Genomic DNA, 15,881 nt, shown 5'->3' on the forward strand with positions numbered 1-15,881 from the left:
GGCCTTCGTCACTGCTTACAACTTCGCCAAACACCTCAAGGCGCTCCGATGGCGAACGCCCTATCAAGCAATCTGCAACGCCTGGACAAGGGACCCGTCAATCTTCAAAATCAATCCGCACCATCTCATTCCGGGACCACACACCTAGCCCTTGCGAAAGCGCGCGATCGCGCTGCGCTCGATGGCGGCGCAAGTGAGCTTATCGAGGCCGAGGCGGTCGCGAAGCAGGCTGAGAAGGCGCAGCTCTTCCGCTTTCACCGAGAGATCGGCGGAAGCAATTTCGACCGCGAGCGCATAGGCCGTGTCGTAGAGGCGCGACGGCAGCGTGTCCTTGACGGTTTCGAGCACGATGTCGAGCCCTTCGGGACCAGCCAGCAGTCCCGCGCAATCGCGTGCGATGGAAATCAGCTTTTCGTCGTCGAAATCACGGAAGACCGGCAGGAATCCGATCAGTTGGCCGATGCGCTCCATCTCGCGATCGTTCATCGTGCTGTCGACGGCGGATGCCATCACCATCACGTAGATCAAGGCGTCATGGGCGGAAAGCGGCTTGTTCATGTCTCGATGATCCCTTCGAAGTGAGGCCAGAGTCTAGGAGTTGCCCAGCGACATTACAAGCCGTCGGGCGGCAGATCGGAAGGCAGATCCTCAGGACCGCTGGTTTCTGCGAGGCTGCGAGGGTCGTTGCCATGGATGCCTTTGCCCGCCTGTTTTGCCTTCTCGCCGGCCTCGGCGAGCGCAGATCCCTTCGCCGCCTCTGTCCAGCCGTTTTCGACGAGCCACTGTGAAATGTCCTGCGTGCCGATCCTGCAGGCGGCCGTGACGGTACCGGTCCATTCCGCACTGTCGAGATCGCAGCGGACGGCCCTGAGGCGCAGCAGCAGCCGCAGATTGGTCTTTGCCAGCATCCCGCATGGCCACTCACGGCCCCCGCTGTCGATGCATGTCTTGTCCGCCGGCGTGGGGTCGATGCCGGCAAGCTGCAGGCGACGGTCGCCAAACGCCAGGACACCGGCGCTTTCCGCGATCGGGCGAACAAGGTTCACGCCCCTGTCTTTGGCAGGGTTTGCCGGTTGCTCCGACACAACGGGCGCGATGCGCTCGAGTGGCTTGCCGTCGATGACCGCAGGGTAGAACTGGCTGGCCTCGTCGACACGCCGCGCATTCATGCTGGCTTCGGGATTTGAGGTCGGTTGAGCCGTCGGAGCGGGGGGCGGCACTTGCGCTTCCATCGGCGCTGCCGTTTCCGCCGGATCAATGGCCGAGCTAAGCCGCTGTCCGCCGGCCGCAATCAGGTCGGCAACAATTCCGATCCCTGCAACAGCGGTCAGAATTGCCGCAGGACGCATGGAATATCTTCCTACTGGCTGGCCCAGATGATGCGGGCGATCCAATCCACGTCGGAAAGTTCAATTGTTCGGTTGGGATGCTCCGGGTTGAGCGACATCAATTCGATCGATCGCGGGCTCTGGCGCAACAGTACCTTCGCCATCACTTCGCCTTCGCGCGTCTTGACGACGACGCGATCATTGCGTCGAACCTGCGCGCCAGGCTCGACGATCAAGACGTCGCCGTCGCGGTAGAGCGGCATCATGCTCTCGCCCTGGACTTCGAGCGCATAGACGCCTGCCTTCTGCGAGGGTGCGGCCGGGAACTCCACAACGTCCCAGCCTTGCCCAGCCGGAAAGCCGCCATCATCGAAGAAGCCGCCGGCACCGGCCTGCGCAAAGCCGAGCAGCGGAATCGAGCTGCCCTGCCGCGGGAAGCCGCCTTCCGGAAGACTGGAAAAGCTCCCTGCCGGCCGCATGAACGTCAGGAACTGCTCCATGCTGGCGCCCGTTGCATCCAGCACCTTGGCGATCGATTCCGTCGACGGCCAGCGCAACCGCCCATCGGCGGAGAGCCGCTTGGACTTGTTGAAGGAGGTTGGATCGAGCCCCGCGCGCCGGGCAAGACCTGAAGGCGTCAGGTCATGCCGTTCGGCAAGCCTGTCGATCGCCCCCCAAATCTGCTCGTGTGACAGCATGTCGCCTGATTCCTGCGCGCCTGCGCCATCGTTCAACGACGAAATATTAACCGCAAGCCCAGCGGGAGTAAAGAGAGGAAAGGAATAAAATCCTGTCCCGCCTCAGGCGACCATGGCCATGTTGATCTTGCCGAGCTGGATCACCGCCTGCGTACGGCTGTCGACATCGAGCTTGAGCAGGATCGCCGAGACATGCGCCTTGATCGTCGCCTCGGAAACGCCGAGCTCATAGGCGATCTGCTTGTTGAGAAGACCTTCCGCCAGCATCGTCAGCACACGGCTCTGCTGCGGTGTCAGCGTGTGCAGCCGGTGGATCAGGTCGGCGACGTCAGGATCCTGTTCCTGCCCGTCCCGATAAGTCTCGGGGGTCGCGATGTCGCCGGCAAGGACCGTCTGGATACCGCGGCGAATGTCGTCGATCCCGGAGGATTTGGAGATGAAGCCGGATGCGCCGAGTTCGAGCGCGCGACGGATCGTCGTGGCGTCATCCGTCGCGGAAATGATGACGATCGGCAGCCCGGCGAATTCGGAGCGAAGCGCCATCAGGCCGGAAAAGCCGCTGACACCAGGCATCGATAGATCGAGCAGCATCAGGTCCGCTTCGGGATGTGCTCCAGCCGCCATGCGCGCTGCGGCAAAATCGCCGGCCTCGACGATCTCGGGATGGCCTTCCATACCAATCACTGCCTGGCGCAGCGCATCCCGGAAAAGCGGGTGGTCGTCGGCAATGATGATTGTCTGTTCCTGCATCGATAGCTCCCTCCCAAGAGCTCGATCGCCGAGACATGCCTCGTGCCTCCGCACGACACATGCCTCCATTCGGAGGTGACTATATCAAATCATGTCTTTTGCGGAAGGGCGTTGCGCTCCTCCTCGCTTCGGAATTCCTTGACTATCCCCATGAAGCTCCGCATCCAGCGCTCCATGATGCCGATCGAACGGTTGATCTCCTCGTCGGAGGGAAGCGCCTTGTTGACGATGCTTTTGTTCTCCAGCGCCGTGACGCGGGCCGAAAGCCGGTCGAGTTCCTGCTCATAGGCCGCCCGCTCATCGGCGGCCATCCTGCAGACGAGCGCGCCGTCCTTCTCCTCGCAAAGCGACATGGCGCCGGTCTGCTTGTCGAGCCGCACGAAGTGGTCGCCGCTACGCTCCAATTGAAAGCGCAATGCGTCGGTTTCAGCGGCATGAACGCCGAGCGGCAGGAGAAGCGCGAAAAGGCCGATTGCGATATTTCTCATGGTTTCCTCCGGAAATCTCGGTGGCCACCGCATTTTTCGCGGCGAGGCGTGGACATCGCCGCCGCTTTGCGGCAAAGCCCGGGAAAGACCAGCCATTCTGAGGTTATCATGACCCTGACATCCACGCTTTACAAGATCGTGACGGAAACGCTCTGGCAGGAGGCGAGGGCAGCCGGCGTTTTTCGTGGCGCGCCGATCGACCTTACGGACGGCTACATCCACTTCTCGACAGCCGCCCAGGTCAGGCAGACGGCGGCGCTTCACTTCGCCGGCCAGGCGGGGCTTCTGCTCGTTGCCGTCGATAGCAGCAAGTTCGGCGACGAACTCGTCTTCGAACCCTCGCGCGGCGGCGCTCTCTTTCCACACCTCTATGCGGAATTGCCGATGTCGGCCGTGTTATGGGAGGCGCCGCTGCCGCTCGATGTCGCCGGCCAGCACGTCTTTCCGGATCTTGCGCCATGATCGAGCTTTTCAAGCACGCCGCCCGCAAGGGTCTCTTCCTCTTCGACCCCGAAACCGCTCATGGCATGTCGATTGCCGCACTGAAGGCAGGCGCCGTGCCGGCCTGCCGGATCGCCCCCGATCCGCGCCTGCGGCAGAGCGTTGCCGGGCTCGATTTCGTCAATCCGATCGGCATGGCGGCCGGCTACGACAAGAACGCCGAGGTTCCGGAAGCGTTGCTGAAGATCGGCTTCGGTTTCACCGAGATCGGCACCGTGACGCCGAAGCCGCAGCCCGGCAACCCGCGCCCACGCATCTTCCGGCTGGTCGAGGATGAAGGCGTCATCAATCGCCTCGGCTTCAACAACGAAGGCCACGATGCCGCCTTCGCACGCCTGTCGGTCATTCGCGGCAACGGCATGATCGGCGTCAACATCGGCGCCAACAAGGACAGCGAGGACCGCATTGTCGACTATGTCCTCGGCATCCGCCGGTTCTATTCGGTCGCTGGCTATTTCACCGCCAATATCTCATCACCGAACACGCCGGGCCTGCGCGATTTGCAGGCGCGCGAAAGCCTCGCCGCGCTCTTGTCGGCAGTGCTTGCTGCCCGCGATGCCGAAGCCGAAAAGGCAGGCAGAAAGATCCCCGTCTTCCTGAAGATCGCGCCTGATCTGACGGAAGAGGGGCTGGACGATATCGCCGCCGAAGCGCTGTCGCATGCCCTGGACGGCCTGATTGTTTCGAACACCACGCTTTCCCGCGAGGGCCTCAGGGACCAGCGTCAGGCGAAGGAGACCGGCGGGCTTTCCGGCAAGCCGCTGTTCGACAAATCGACCGCCGTTCTCGCCAAAATGCGCAAACGCGTCGGCCCAGGCCTGCCGATCATCGGCGTCGGCGGCGTCTCGTCCGCCGAAACCGCGCTCGAGAAGATCAAGGCCGGTGCCGATCTCGTGCAGCTCTATTCCTGCATGGTTTATGAGGGGCCGGGCCTCCCGGGCACGATCGTTCGCGGCCTGTCGAAGCTGCTCGATCGCGAGCAGGTCAGATCCATCCGCGACCTCAGGGATACGAGAACGGACTACTGGGCAGGACGGAACGTCTGATCCGCCCGCGGCCGCACGAGCATCGCCAGGAAGACACCGCGAAACAGCAGGAAGCCGTTCATCGCCAGCCATAGGCCATGATTGCCGAACAGCGGCACGAAAACGGCCAGCGCTATGAGATAGCCGGCAAACGACATGAGCATCCGGTTGCGCATGTCGGTCGACCAGGTGGCGCCGATGAAGACACCGTCCATCAGGAAGGCCAGCGCCCCCGTAAGTCCGGTGACGGCGGCCCAGGGCAGGTAGGTTTCGGCCGCCTGTTGCACCTCCGGCGAGGTGGTTAGCACCGAAATCAACCATGGACCGGCCAGCAGGAAGAACAGGGAAATGAGGCCGGCAAGCCCGAAGGACCAGAGCGCCGTCAGCTTCAGGCCACGCTCGAAGGCCGGCCGGTATCGCGCGCCGATCGCCCGTCCGGTGATCTGCTCTGCCGCGTTGGCCAGTCCGTCGAGATAATATCCGGAGAGCAGGAAGAAGTTCATCAGCACGGCGTTGGCGGCCAGCGTGACCGCTCCGAAGCTCGTGCCGATCCGCGTCATCAGAGTGAAAGCGGCGAGCAGCACGAAGGTGCGGATCAGGATGTCGCGGTTCAGCGCGAAAAGCTCGGCGAGGCGATGCCGGGAGAAGATCTCCGTGCGTGTCGGCCGATGCGCGCGATCGAAGCCGCGAAGGACAATCAGCAAGCCGACGACAGCACCGGCTGTCTCGCCGACCATCGTACCCCAGGCGACGCCCGCCACGCCCCAGTCAAGCCAGAGGCCGAGATAGATCGCCAGTATGATGTTGATGCCGTTGATGATCGTCTGCAGCAACAGGCCAACGGTGCCCTGGCCGCGGCCGAGCACGAAGCCGAGGATCGCGTAATTGGCAAGCGCTGCCGGGCCGGCAAGGATGCGGATGGAGAAATAGGTGCTGGTGGCGGCCGCAACGGCGCTCTCCGGTCCCATCAGCTTCAGCCCGGCTGCGAGTAGCAGTGGCGAAAGACAGAGAAGCGCTATGCCGCAGCCGAGCGCGGAGATCAGCGCTCGCCAGAAGACGCCCTGCTGGGCGTGCCGGTCGTGCCGTCCGAAGGCCTGCGCCGTCAGTCCGGTCGTGGAGGCGCGCAGGAAGTTGAAGCTGCCGAGGATAAGGTCGAAGAGCATGGCGCCGATCGCAAGCCCTGCCAGCGCATCCGGCTGACCCATGTGGCCGACGACGCCGGTGTCGACGAGGCCAAGGAGCGGCGTCGTCATGAAGCCGAGCGTCATCGGAATTGCAATCGACAGCACCAGTCGGTGCGTCACGTCGAATGCCAGCCTGTTCTCGTGACCGTGCGTATCCATGTCTGCCTCTGAGGAAGGAGGCAGAATCGCCTCAGCCGGAAAGCACCATTGCCCAATAGGGCACGCTTTTGGAAGCAGAATTGCGTGCTACCGCAACGCCGAGACCATTGTAACGACCGAGCATGTTCTCCAGATGGTGCGGAGAGTTGATCCAGGCGGTCACAACGGCCGGCACCGACTGTTGGCCGGCCGCGATGTTTTCGGCGGCCGGCATCTGTACGCCGCTTGCCTTGACGCGCGGGCCGAAGCCGTCGCCGATCCCCATCACGTGCTTCATCTTGCCTGCCGATGCCATGCGCTTGGCCTGGAACATCGCGGCATCCTTGGCAGCAGGATCCGCCGAAAGCGGCGGCAATCCGTTCTTGGCGCGCAACTGATTGACTAGCGGTAGAGCGTCCGCCGTTTCGTCTTCGCCATCAGAAGGCGTGGAAGCGAACTTGGGCGCGGTCGTGCAGCTTGCAACACCGGCGACCAGCACGAGGCCGGATATGTGTAGTAGCCCACGCCGCGAGAGGATGAGAGAGGTCATATTAGCGCCGATAGCTGAAGAGACGGATGAGGACGAAGACCGGGATCACGACGGTCGCACCAAGCAACAAATAATCGCCGACGCGTCCCAAAGCGGCAAAGCCGCGATGCCAGACTTCCAGAACGAAATTGCGGAAGCCGTAGACGAAATCCAGCGGCGCCCAGCCGAACACGGCCATGATGAAGCCGACGATCAGCGATACGACCAAAAGCTTGACCAATGTGCGGCCGAGGGAATCGCCGAGAAACTTGTTCACCTGATCGGACATGCGCCATCTCCTGTTTGTCCCTGAAATACGGGCGCGGAACGCCGCTCGCAAGCCTTTTTCAGGTCTGGCGTCTCCGCCTCTGAAATAGGACTTGAGTTTTTTTGTGACCGCAGCCAAATGCGGGCCGATCCCAATAGGTCTTCACCATGCAGCCCAACCAACTCACTTCAGGCGACGTGATCGCCGATCGCCGCGCCGACTACGCCAAGATGCTCGACGAAAGCGGCGAACCGGACGCCGCCGCCGAATTGATGGAGCAGGCGTTGGAACTCGTGCCCGGCTGGGCGGCCGGCTGGTATCGGCTGGCCGGCTACCGCGAAAAGGCCGGCGATAAGTCAGGCGCGATCGACGCCTACCGGCGCACTTTGGAGGTCAGTCCGGCCGATATTTTCGGAGCCGAGCTCAAGCTCGCTTTGCTTGGCGACGTCGAGATGCCGGACCAGCCGCCGAGCAGCTATGTCGAGCGATTGTTCGACGACTATGCCGATCGCTTCGAGACGTCACTGGTGGAGAAGCTCGATTACAGCGTTCCCGCCAAGCTTGCGGCGCTCGTCGCGACGACCGGCAGGAACTATGCGTTGGCCGTGGACCTCGGCTGCGGCACCGGCTTGCTCGGACCGGAGATCCGTGATCGCGTTGCGCGCCTCGAGGGATTCGATCTGTCGCAGAACATGCTCGCCAAGGCTGCCGAGAAGCATATCTACGATCACTTGGCGCAAGCCGATCTGTCGCTGGCTCCGGAAGCGACGGGCCTCTTTGTCGAGGGAGCGACGCATCGTGCCGACCTCGTCACTGCCGCGGATGTGTTGATGTATCTCGGCAATCTCGAGAGTGTGTTCGAGGCGGTTTCAGCGCTTGTCTTGCCGGGCGCCGATTTCGCATTTTCGGTCGAGGACGCGGGTGAGGGCGATGGCTTTCATCTCGCGCCGTCGCTGCGCTACGCCCATTCCGAAAGCTATATACGCGCGCTCTGCGCCCGCCACGGTCTCGAGGTCATCGCCGTCAGCAAGACGCCCATTCGCAAAGATGGCTCAAACATCATTTCAGGTATCCTGTTCCTTACGCGCAAGGCGGGATAGCGGAACGATTCTTGCGAAGTCAATAATAGGTCAGCATTGCTTACGTATTTCGCTTGATTGCACTGCGAAAACGCCTGATAATCCCGGCTAATTCGGTAGGGTTCTTTCAGGATTTCGAGGCACCCGGGACCATTCATCACCTACATTTCGTCACGCTCGGGTCTCGCCCTGGCGCATATGAACATGTCTGCCGTTTGGGGATCAACGACAATGGCACAGCTCTTCAATGCCCTCGGTTTCTGGAATACCAGCGCCACTCGCCATACACCGGTCGAAGACGTCCAGGGGATTTTCTCCGGCAGCCTTATTGCGGCGCTCGGGCTTTATGTTCTGGCCAGCGCCGGCCTTCTGACCGGCAGCACCGCCGGCGTCGCGTTTCTGCTCCACTACGCCTTCGGCGTGAACTTCGGTCTCGCCTTCTTCCTGCTCAACCTGCCTTTCTTTTATCTTTCGTGGACGCGGCTCGGCATGGCCTTCACGGTCAAGACATTTATCGCGATCGGCCTGACATCGCTCATGACCAGCCTGCAGCCGAAGGTCATGGACATTTCCGCCATCCATCCGGCCTGGGCGGCTCTTCTCGGCGGTCTGCTGCTGGGTTTCGGCCTTCTGGCGCTCTATCGCCACCGCGCCAGCCTCGGTGGGGTCGGCATCCTGGGCGTCTATATGCAGGAGCGTTTCGGCATCCGCGCCGGCCTCGTGCAGATGGCGATCGACCTTTGCGTGCTGGCCGCAGCCTTCTTTGTCACCATGCCACCGGTGGTTTTCTATTCCGTTCTAGGCGCGGTGGTGCTGAACCTCTTCGTGGCCGTCAACCACCGCGCCGATCGCTACATCGCGCTTTAGGCAGCCCGTGCCGGCTTGTCGATCGGGTGCTGCGAGCGGAAGCCGACTGCCAGCCGGTTCCAGACATTGATCGTGCCGATCGCGACCGTGATCTTGGTGATCTCTTCTTCCGTGAAGTGGGCCTTCAGGGCTTCGAAATCGGCGTCCGGTGCGCCGGTTTCGGCGATACGGGTCACGGCATCGACCCAGCCGAGAAGGGCGCGTTCCTTGGCGTCATAGATCGGCGATTCCCGCCAGACGCACATCAGGTTGATCCACTGTTCGCTAAGCCCGTCATGCCGGGATTCCTTCACGTGCATGTCGACGCAATAGGCGCAGCCGTTGATCTGCGAGGCGCGCAGCTTGATCAGATGGATGAAGCGGCGTTCAAGGCCCGATTCCTGAACATACTGCTCGAGGGCGGCGACCGCCTTGTAAGCGTCCGGCGCGGCCTTGGCGAAGTTGAAACGTGCTTGCATGGTTCATTCTCCTTTTAGGGTTCTGCGGCTCAGCGAGCCGCTCTGCGTTCATTGATCTCAAGGAAGGCGCAGCCGCGGGCGGCGATCCCGCCGTCGTCATCAGCGGCGAGCTGCACCAGGATGTCGGCGATGCTGGTCTTGGCGAGTTCGGCGCGGTAGACGCGCTCGGCCCTCAGCATCGCCGCGCTGATCTGGCACGGTTTGGTGAAATAGCGCCCTGGAAGCTGGTTCGGCCCGCGCTGGCGGATCTCGCCGCAGCGGAAAGCCGGCTCCGGCCCTTCGACAGCAAGGACGATGTCGAGAAGGCTGATCTCCTCTGTCGGCTTCGCCAACTTGTATCCGCCCTTCGGCCCCGGAACCGTGCTCACGATACCTGCGCCGGAAAGCGCCTGCAGATGCTTCAGAAGATAGCTCGTCGAAACGCCATGGAACTCTGCGAGTGCCGCGGCCGAGAGCACCCCGCCTTCGGAAAGGCCGGCCAGCATGGAAACGCTGTGTATCGCCTGCTCGACTCCATCACCCAGTTTCATCAGACCATCCTCAATTCGTGGATAAAAAATATCTATGATTATTGCACCTGTCAAGCGGCTATATGCGAAGGATCGGATAGACGTGCGCATTTTGGTCGTCCGGGGTTGTGAAGCGGGACGGATTCGCTAAAGTCGGCCCCGTTGGGCAAAAACAATTCCAATAAGGGAACAGCAATGAGAAAGACGATTTTCCTGGCGGCCGCTGCCTTGCTTGCGGCGACGCACCTCGCATCCGCCGAGGACACGATCCGCATCGCAACGGAAGGGGCCTATCCTCCATTCAACTATGTCGAATCCGACGGCAGCCTGAAGGGCCTCGACGTCGACATGGCCAATGCGCTCTGCGACGAGATGAAGGCCAAGTGCACGATCGTAGCGCAGGATTGGGATGGCATCATCCCCGGGCTCCTGGCCAAGAAATATGACGCCATCATCGCGTCGATGAGCATCACCGAGGAACGCAAGAAGCAGATCGACTTCACGAACAAATACTACACGACGCCGCTTGCGGTTGCCGTGCCGAAGGACAGCCCGCTCAAGGGCGTTTCGGTCGATGACATGAAGGGCAAGACCGTTGGCGCCCAGGCTTCGACCACGCAGGCCGACTACCTGAACGACGTCTACGCCAAGGGCGGCGCCGAAGCGAAGATGTATCCGACGCAGGATGAAGCCGTCGCCGACTTGCAGAACGGTCGTATGGACGCCCTGATCTCCGACAAGTTCGTGGTGGTCGACTGGCTGAAGAAGGCAGGCAAGGATTGCTGCAAGTTGCTCGGCGACGTCCCCGGTACGGAAACGCAGGCCGGCATCGGCATCCGCCAGGGCGAGACCGAGCTGAAGGAGCGCTTCAACAAGGCGATCGACGCGCTCGTTGCGAACGGGAAGTACAAGGAAATCACCAAGAAGTACTTCCCCTTCGACATCTACTGATCGCTTGCCGATCCAATCGCGCGGAGGCCAAAAGCCTCCGCGCCCTCTGATCAAGTCCATCCTATGAAAACAGATATCCTCGTCCTCGGTGCCGGCATTGTCGGCGTCAGTGCGGCCATTCATTTGCAGGATCGCGGCCGCTCCGTCGTGCTTGCCGACCGCGGCGAACCGGGCGGCGGCACCAGCTACGGCAATGCCGGACTGATCGAGCGTTCCTCCGTCGTTCCCTACGCCTTCCCACGACAGCTCGGCGCGATTGCCAAGTATGCGCTGAACAATTCATCGGATGTCCGTTACGATCCGGCCTACCTGCCGCGCATCGCGAAATGGCTGGCGCGCTACTGGTGGCATTCCTCGCCGACCAATCTGGAAAAGGCGACACGGGCGCTGCTGCCATTGATCGAAGCCAGTGTCACCGAACACGACAAGCTGATTGGCCGCGCCGGCGCCTCCGACCTCATCCGCGAGCGCGGCTGGATGTCGTTCTACAAGAACCCGCGCCGTTTCGAGGCTGCCCGTGCGGAAGCCGAGGGCCTGTCCGCCCATGGTCTGGCGATCCGTATTCTCGATGCCAGCGAGTTTCTGGCGATGGAGCCTGCCTTCGCCGCGCGCGGTGGAAGCATCGCCGGCGCCGTCCACTGGCTCGACCCGAAGACCGTAACCGATCCACAGGCGCTGACGGCAGCCTATGCCAACCTCTTCACGGCAGCCGGCGGCACGGTCGTCCGAGCTGACGCCTCCGCTCTTCGCGAGGAGAAGAACGGCTGGTCGATCACGACAGCCGAAGGCGAGATCATCGAAGCCGGCGAGGTCGTCGTTGCCCTCGGCCCGCAATCCGGCCTGATCTTCCGCAAGCTCGGCTATTCCTTGCCGCTGGCGGTCAAGCGCGGCTACCACCGGCATTATGCGCAGCGCGAAGGCCAGCCGCTCGGCCACTCCGTCGTCGACGAGGAAGCCGGCTACGTGCTGGCGCCGATGGCGCGCGGTATCCGGTTGACGACGGGCATCGAATTTGCTGCGCCCGATGCGCCGCCGAATACCATCCAGCTCCGCCGCGACGAGGCTCAGGCCCGCGCGCTCTTCCCGCTCGGTGAGCCAGTGGAGGCCACGCCCTGGCTCGGCCTGCGTCCCTGCCTGCCCGACATGCGCCCGGTGATCGGACCGGCGCCGCGCCATCGCGGCGTTTGGTTCAATTTCGGCCACGCCCATCACGGCCTGACGCTCGGCCCGGCAAGTGGCCGGCTGCTGGCCGAGCAGATGGCCGGCAACGACACGTTTGCCGACCCGAAGCCCTTCCACCCGCATCGCTTCCTGTAGTTACAAGGTCTGCCATTCTATTTCTGCAGCCGCTGCACTACCTTTAGGGCCGTGGACCAGATCGATTCCGAAGCCCGCGTTGTCCTGCCTCAGCCTTTCACCCGCTGGTTCGCGGACAAGGGATGGCGTCCACGCGCCCATCAGCTGGAATTGCTGGCCCGCGCCGAGGCTGGTGACAGCACGCTGCTGATCGCGCCAACCGGCGCCGGCAAGACGCTCGCCGGCTTTCTGCCATCGCTGACCGACCTGACGCGTCGCGGCAAGATCCTCCCGGGCTCCGCCTTCACCGGTATCCACACGCTTTACATCTCGCCACTGAAGGCGCTTGCCGTCGACATCGAGAGAAACCTGATGAAGCCAGTGGAGGAAATGGTCCTGCCGGTGACGGTCGAAAACCGCACCGGCGACACGCCAGTTGCCAAGCGCCAGCGCCAGAGATTGAGCCCGCCCGACATTCTGCTGACCACCCCCGAGCAAGTGGCCTTGCTGCTCGCCAGCCGCGAGGCAGAGCGCTTTTTCAAGGACCTCAAATACGTCGTTTTCGACGAACTGCATTCGCTCGTCACCTCGAAGCGGGGACACATGCTTTCGCTCGGCCTTGCCCGCCTGCGCCGGCTGGCACCCGCCCTGCAGACGATCGGCCTTTCGGCTACCGTCTCCGACCCGATGGACCTGCAGAAATGGCTAGTCGCGCAGCGGGAAGGCGAGGATCACCACGCCGGATTGGTCATCGTCGAAGGCGGCGCCAAGCCCGACATTTCGATCCTGTCGACCGAGGAGCACATTCCCTGGTCGGGCCATTCGGCGAAATACGCGATCCCCGACGTCTACAAGCAGCTCCTCGACCACCGCACGACGCTGCTCTTCGTCAATACCAGGTCGCAGGCCGAGATGCTGTTCCAGGAACTCTGGACGGTGAACGAGGAAAACCTGCCGATCGCGCTGCATCACGGCTCGCTCGATGTCGGCCAGCGCCGCAAGGTGGAGGCCGCGATGGCGGCAAACCGGCTGCGGGCGGTTGTCGCCACCTCGACGCTCGACCTCGGCATCGACTGGGGCGATGTCGATCTTGTCGTCCATGTCGGCGCGCCAAAGGGAGCCTCGCGGCTTGCCCAGCGCATCGGCCGCGCCAACCACCGCATGGACGAGCCGTCGAAGGCGATCCTCGTGCCCGCCAACCGCTTCGAGGTGATGGAATGCCAGGCAGCACTCGACGCGAACTATATCGGCGCGCAGGACACGCCGCCGGTCGGGAAGGGCGCGCTTGATGCTCTGGCGCAGCATGTGCTCGGCATGGCCTGCGCCGAACCTTTCGATATGCTGGAACTCTTCGACGAGATATTGAGCGCCTCGCCATACGCCGATCTCTCGTGGGAGACCTTCGAGCGCGTCGTTGATTTCGTCGCGACGGGCGGCTATGCGCTGCGCACCTATGAGCGCTATGCCCGGATCCGCAAGACTAAGGAAGGACGCTGGCGCGTCTCAAATCCCCAGGTCGCCCAGCAATACCGGCTGAACCTCGGCACCATCGTTGAAAGCCCGATGCTCAACCTGCGCATGGTCAAGCGCGGCGAAGGCGGCAGGATCGGCCGCGGCGGTGCGACGCTGGGCAAGGTCGAGGAATACTTCCTCGAGCAGCTTTCGCCCGGCGACACCTTCATCTTCGCGGGCAAGGTGCTACGTTTCGAGGGCATCCGCGAGAACGAGGCTGTTGCCTCGCAGGCCTTCTCGATGGATCCGAAGATCCCATCCTATGCCGGCGGCAAGTTTCCTCTTTCCACCTATCTGGCGGACCAGGTGCGCTCGATGATAGCAGATCCCGACCGCTGGCGCCGCCTGCCGGACCAGGTGCGCGACTGGCTGGCGATCCAGCAGGAAAAGTCGATGCTGCCGAAGCGCGACGAGCTCTTGATCGAGACCTTTCCGCGCGGAAGCCGCTGCTACATGGTGATCTACCCCTTCGAGGGACGACTGGCGCACCAGACGCTCGGCATGCTGCTGACCCGGCGCCTCGAGCGAGCCGGCGCCAAGCCTCTCGGCTTCGTCGCGACGGATTATTCGCTCGGCATCTGGGGCTTCGAGGACATGGGGCTGATGATCCGCAACGGCCGGCTCAGCCTTGCCGATCTCTTCGACGAGGACATGCTGGGCGACGATCTCGAAAGCTGGCTCGACGAATCTTTCCTTTTGAAGCGAACCTTCCGCAATTGTGCCGTGGTTGCAGGTTTGATCGAGCGCCGTCACCCGGGCAAGGAAAAGACCGGGCGCCAGGTCACGGTCTCGGCCGATCTGATCTATGATGTGCTGAGAACCCACGAGCCGGATCACATTCTGCTGCAGGCGACGCGGCAGGATGCGGCAAGCGGGCTTTTGGATATTTCCCGGCTTGGCGATATGCTGAGGCGAATCAAGGGCCATATCACGCATCGCGCGCTCGACCACATCTCGCCGCTGGCGGTCCCCGTCATGCTGGAGATCGGCAAGGAGCCAGTGCATGGCGAGGCGCATGATGCCGTGCTGGCGGAAGCCGCCGACGACCTGATCGCCGAGGCGCTGGCTTAGAATAAGTCCCGGATAGGTTTGCGCCGGCTTACCATCCGGAATGCCCGATACGGAGATAGGGAGCGACCCGAAAAGGAGCTTCCGAGACCAAGGACTGACCCGAGTGATGAACCGCCTGGCGCTTGCGCGTGAACTGAACGGACTGGCCGCGCGACCGGGCGTCGAGACTTCGGTCCACGGCGTTGCCGCCGTCTGCGATCCGCTCGGCGCGCTCTACATGCCCGATGCCGGCATTCTCGTCGTGTCCGACCTGCATCTCGAAAAGGGTGCGGCCTTCGCCCGTCGCGGCATGATGCTGCCGCCCTACGATACGCTGGCGACGCTGACTGTGCTTTCGGCCGTCATCACCCGCTACGACCCGAAGCTGGTGGTCTCGCTCGGCGACAATTTCCACGACCGCGTCGGCTCGGCGCATCTGCCCGAGTCGTTCCGCAGCCTGATTGCGGAAATGGCGCGCGGCCGCGAATGGATCTGGATCAACGGCAATCATGATCCTGACGGCACTGTCGATCTGCCGGGTGCTTCCGTCGATGAGATGCATTACGGCGGTCTGACCTTCCGCCACGAGCCGAGAGGCGGGCTGCAGCAGGGCGAGATCGCCGGGCACCTGCATCCGGCCGCAACCGTCCGCCGCCGCGAAAAATCCGTCCGCCGGCCGTGCTTTGCCACCGACGGCGCCCGCCTGCTGATGCCGGCCTTCGGCGTCTTGACCGGCGGCCTCGACCTTCGCCACAAGGCGATGAAGGGCCTGTTCGATCACACTGCGCTCATCGCCCACCTCCTTGGGCGTGACCGGATCTACTCAGTCAGGTTTGGCAACCTGGTGGGTTAAGCGCGCGATAGGCGACAGGCGTGCAAACCGCCGTCGCGCTAGTCGCCGAAATAGTAGAGCGGCTGGCGAGTGAGCTCACCACGGCCGAGATGGCCGTACACATCGTTTCCCAGAATCCAGAAGGCAATCGCCTGCGTCTTCGTGTTGAAGATGTAGTCGCCGGAGATCCAGTGTTCCGCTTTGTTGCCAGAAAGCGCATACAGATAGTCGCCAACCTCATACATGACCGCCCGGTGCGAGTTGTAATCGTATAAGTAGCGCTCGGCCATCTATTCTCCTGATTCTATTTCGGAAAGAATCCCATGGTCCCGAATGTATTGTCAAACAATACTGTAGATGTACGAAGATCGACCCAATTTTGTTTGGTTCGTGTTGTATAGTGTTTCTATTGGACGTT

General features: G+C 62.5%; 19 protein-coding genes and 1 pseudogene. 9 read left to right on the forward strand and 11 right to left on the reverse strand.

Annotation, left to right across the window (positions count from 1 at the left end):
• Positions 1-148, forward strand: a pseudogene (locus AC1DPR_RS21725) (IS481 family transposase); the annotation flags it as partial.
• Here AC1DPR_RS21725 and AC1DPR_RS21730 read toward each other — a convergent pair.
• The 5 genes from AC1DPR_RS21730 to AC1DPR_RS21750 all read right to left on the reverse strand — a co-directional run bounded on the left by AC1DPR_RS21730 (position 145) and on the right by AC1DPR_RS21750 (position 3,264).
• Complete coding sequence (locus tag AC1DPR_RS21730) at positions 145-558, reverse strand: tellurite resistance TerB family protein (RefSeq protein WP_018858613.1); 414 nt, start codon at positions 556-558, stop codon at positions 145-147. The pseudogene AC1DPR_RS21725 and the gene AC1DPR_RS21730 overlap by 4 nt on opposite strands.
• A gap of 53 nt (positions 559-611) precedes the next feature.
• Positions 612-1,349 (reverse strand): thermonuclease family protein, encoded by a 738-nt coding sequence (locus AC1DPR_RS21735; RefSeq protein ID WP_113471935.1) that lies wholly within the window; start codon positions 1,347-1,349, stop codon positions 612-614.
• 11 nt (positions 1,350-1,360) lie between these two features.
• A complete protein-coding gene (locus AC1DPR_RS21740) occupies positions 1,361-2,026 on the reverse strand; it encodes a S24 family peptidase (protein ID WP_018858611.1) in 666 nt (221 codons plus the stop codon).
• Positions 2,027-2,128: 102 nt separating this feature from the next.
• Entirely contained in the window at positions 2,129-2,776 is a 648-nt protein-coding gene (locus AC1DPR_RS21745; RefSeq protein WP_018858610.1) for a response regulator, read from the reverse strand.
• 89 nt (positions 2,777-2,865) lie between these two features.
• The gene (locus AC1DPR_RS21750) at positions 2,866-3,264 is read right to left on the reverse strand and encodes a hypothetical protein (protein ID WP_018858609.1); all 399 of its coding nucleotides are present in this window, start codon (positions 3,262-3,264) and stop codon (positions 2,866-2,868) included.
• Positions 3,265-3,372: 108 nt separating this feature from the next.
• Between AC1DPR_RS21750 and AC1DPR_RS21755 the strand changes: the two genes are divergently transcribed.
• Entirely contained in the window at positions 3,373-3,726 is a 354-nt protein-coding gene (locus AC1DPR_RS21755; RefSeq protein WP_198011829.1) for a DUF952 domain-containing protein, read from the forward strand.
• Positions 3,723-4,811, forward strand: a complete 1,089-nt coding sequence (locus AC1DPR_RS21760; protein WP_113471934.1) for a quinone-dependent dihydroorotate dehydrogenase — start codon at positions 3,723-3,725, stop codon at positions 4,809-4,811. Before AC1DPR_RS21755 ends, AC1DPR_RS21760 begins: the two co-directional genes overlap by 4 nt.
• On the opposite strand, the gene AC1DPR_RS21765 is transcribed toward AC1DPR_RS21760, so the two are convergent.
• The 3 genes from AC1DPR_RS21765 to AC1DPR_RS21775 are packed head-to-tail and all read right to left on the reverse strand — an operon-like array spanning position 4,787 to position 6,930.
• On the reverse strand, positions 4,787-6,133 hold the full coding sequence (locus AC1DPR_RS21765) for an MATE family efflux transporter (RefSeq protein WP_113471933.1): 1,347 nt from the start codon (positions 6,131-6,133) through the stop codon (positions 4,787-4,789). The genes AC1DPR_RS21760 and AC1DPR_RS21765 overlap by 25 nt on opposite strands.
• 31 nt (positions 6,134-6,164) lie before the next feature.
• Positions 6,165-6,662: a CAP domain-containing protein gene (locus AC1DPR_RS21770; protein ID WP_026371973.1), complete on the reverse strand. Its 498-nt coding sequence runs from the start codon at positions 6,660-6,662 to the stop codon at positions 6,165-6,167.
• A gap of 1 nt (position 6,663) precedes the next feature.
• A complete protein-coding gene (locus AC1DPR_RS21775; RefSeq protein WP_018858604.1) occupies positions 6,664-6,930 on the reverse strand; it encodes a DUF6460 domain-containing protein in 267 nt (88 codons plus the stop codon).
• A gap of 146 nt (positions 6,931-7,076) precedes the next feature.
• On the opposite strand from AC1DPR_RS21775, the gene AC1DPR_RS21780 reads away from it, so the two are divergent.
• Both AC1DPR_RS21780 and AC1DPR_RS21785 read left to right on the forward strand, forming a co-directional pair.
• Positions 7,077-8,009: a class I SAM-dependent methyltransferase gene (locus AC1DPR_RS21780; protein ID WP_477817155.1), complete on the forward strand. Its 933-nt coding sequence runs from the start codon at positions 7,077-7,079 to the stop codon at positions 8,007-8,009.
• 210 nt (positions 8,010-8,219) lie between these two features.
• The gene (locus tag AC1DPR_RS21785; protein WP_113471931.1) at positions 8,220-8,855 is read left to right on the forward strand and encodes a YitT family protein; all 636 of its coding nucleotides are present in this window, start codon (positions 8,220-8,222) and stop codon (positions 8,853-8,855) included.
• Here AC1DPR_RS21785 and AC1DPR_RS21790 read toward each other — a convergent pair.
• Both AC1DPR_RS21790 and AC1DPR_RS21795 read right to left on the reverse strand, forming a co-directional pair.
• Positions 8,852-9,313, reverse strand: a complete 462-nt coding sequence (locus AC1DPR_RS21790) for a carboxymuconolactone decarboxylase family protein (RefSeq protein WP_018858601.1) — start codon at positions 9,311-9,313, stop codon at positions 8,852-8,854. The two genes, AC1DPR_RS21785 and AC1DPR_RS21790, sit on opposite strands and share 4 nt — an antisense overlap.
• 29 nt (positions 9,314-9,342) lie before the next feature.
• Entirely contained in the window at positions 9,343-9,843 is a 501-nt protein-coding gene (locus tag AC1DPR_RS21795) for an RrF2 family transcriptional regulator (protein WP_018858600.1), read from the reverse strand.
• A 174-nt stretch (positions 9,844-10,017) separates the two neighbouring features.
• Between AC1DPR_RS21795 and AC1DPR_RS21800 the strand changes: the two genes are divergently transcribed.
• From AC1DPR_RS21800 to pdeM, 4 genes are all read left to right on the forward strand, one after another.
• Positions 10,018-10,773 carry an ABC transporter substrate-binding protein gene (locus tag AC1DPR_RS21800; RefSeq protein ID WP_113471930.1) on the forward strand — a complete coding sequence of 252 codons (756 nt, stop codon included), beginning with the start codon at positions 10,018-10,020 and terminating at the stop codon, positions 10,771-10,773.
• A 63-nt stretch (positions 10,774-10,836) separates the two neighbouring features.
• Positions 10,837-12,090, forward strand: a complete 1,254-nt coding sequence (locus AC1DPR_RS21805; protein ID WP_018858598.1) for an NAD(P)/FAD-dependent oxidoreductase — start codon at positions 10,837-10,839, stop codon at positions 12,088-12,090.
• Between the two features lie 51 nt (positions 12,091-12,141).
• Positions 12,142-14,652, forward strand: coding sequence for a ligase-associated DNA damage response DEXH box helicase (locus tag AC1DPR_RS21810; protein ID WP_018858597.1), 2,511 nt, complete (start codon positions 12,142-12,144; stop codon positions 14,650-14,652).
• 106 nt (positions 14,653-14,758) lie between these two features.
• Positions 14,759-15,484 carry a ligase-associated DNA damage response endonuclease PdeM gene (pdeM, locus tag AC1DPR_RS21815; RefSeq protein ID WP_018858596.1) on the forward strand — a complete coding sequence of 242 codons (726 nt, stop codon included), beginning with the start codon at positions 14,759-14,761 and terminating at the stop codon, positions 15,482-15,484.
• 38 nt (positions 15,485-15,522) lie between these two features.
• Here pdeM and AC1DPR_RS21820 read toward each other — a convergent pair whose 3' ends face one another.
• Positions 15,523-15,753: a hypothetical protein gene (locus tag AC1DPR_RS21820; RefSeq protein WP_025660367.1), complete on the reverse strand. Its 231-nt coding sequence runs from the start codon at positions 15,751-15,753 to the stop codon at positions 15,523-15,525.
• Between the last annotated feature and the right edge of the window lie 128 nt (positions 15,754-15,881).

This window comes from Rhizobium sp. 01T417, from assembly GCF_056398905.1.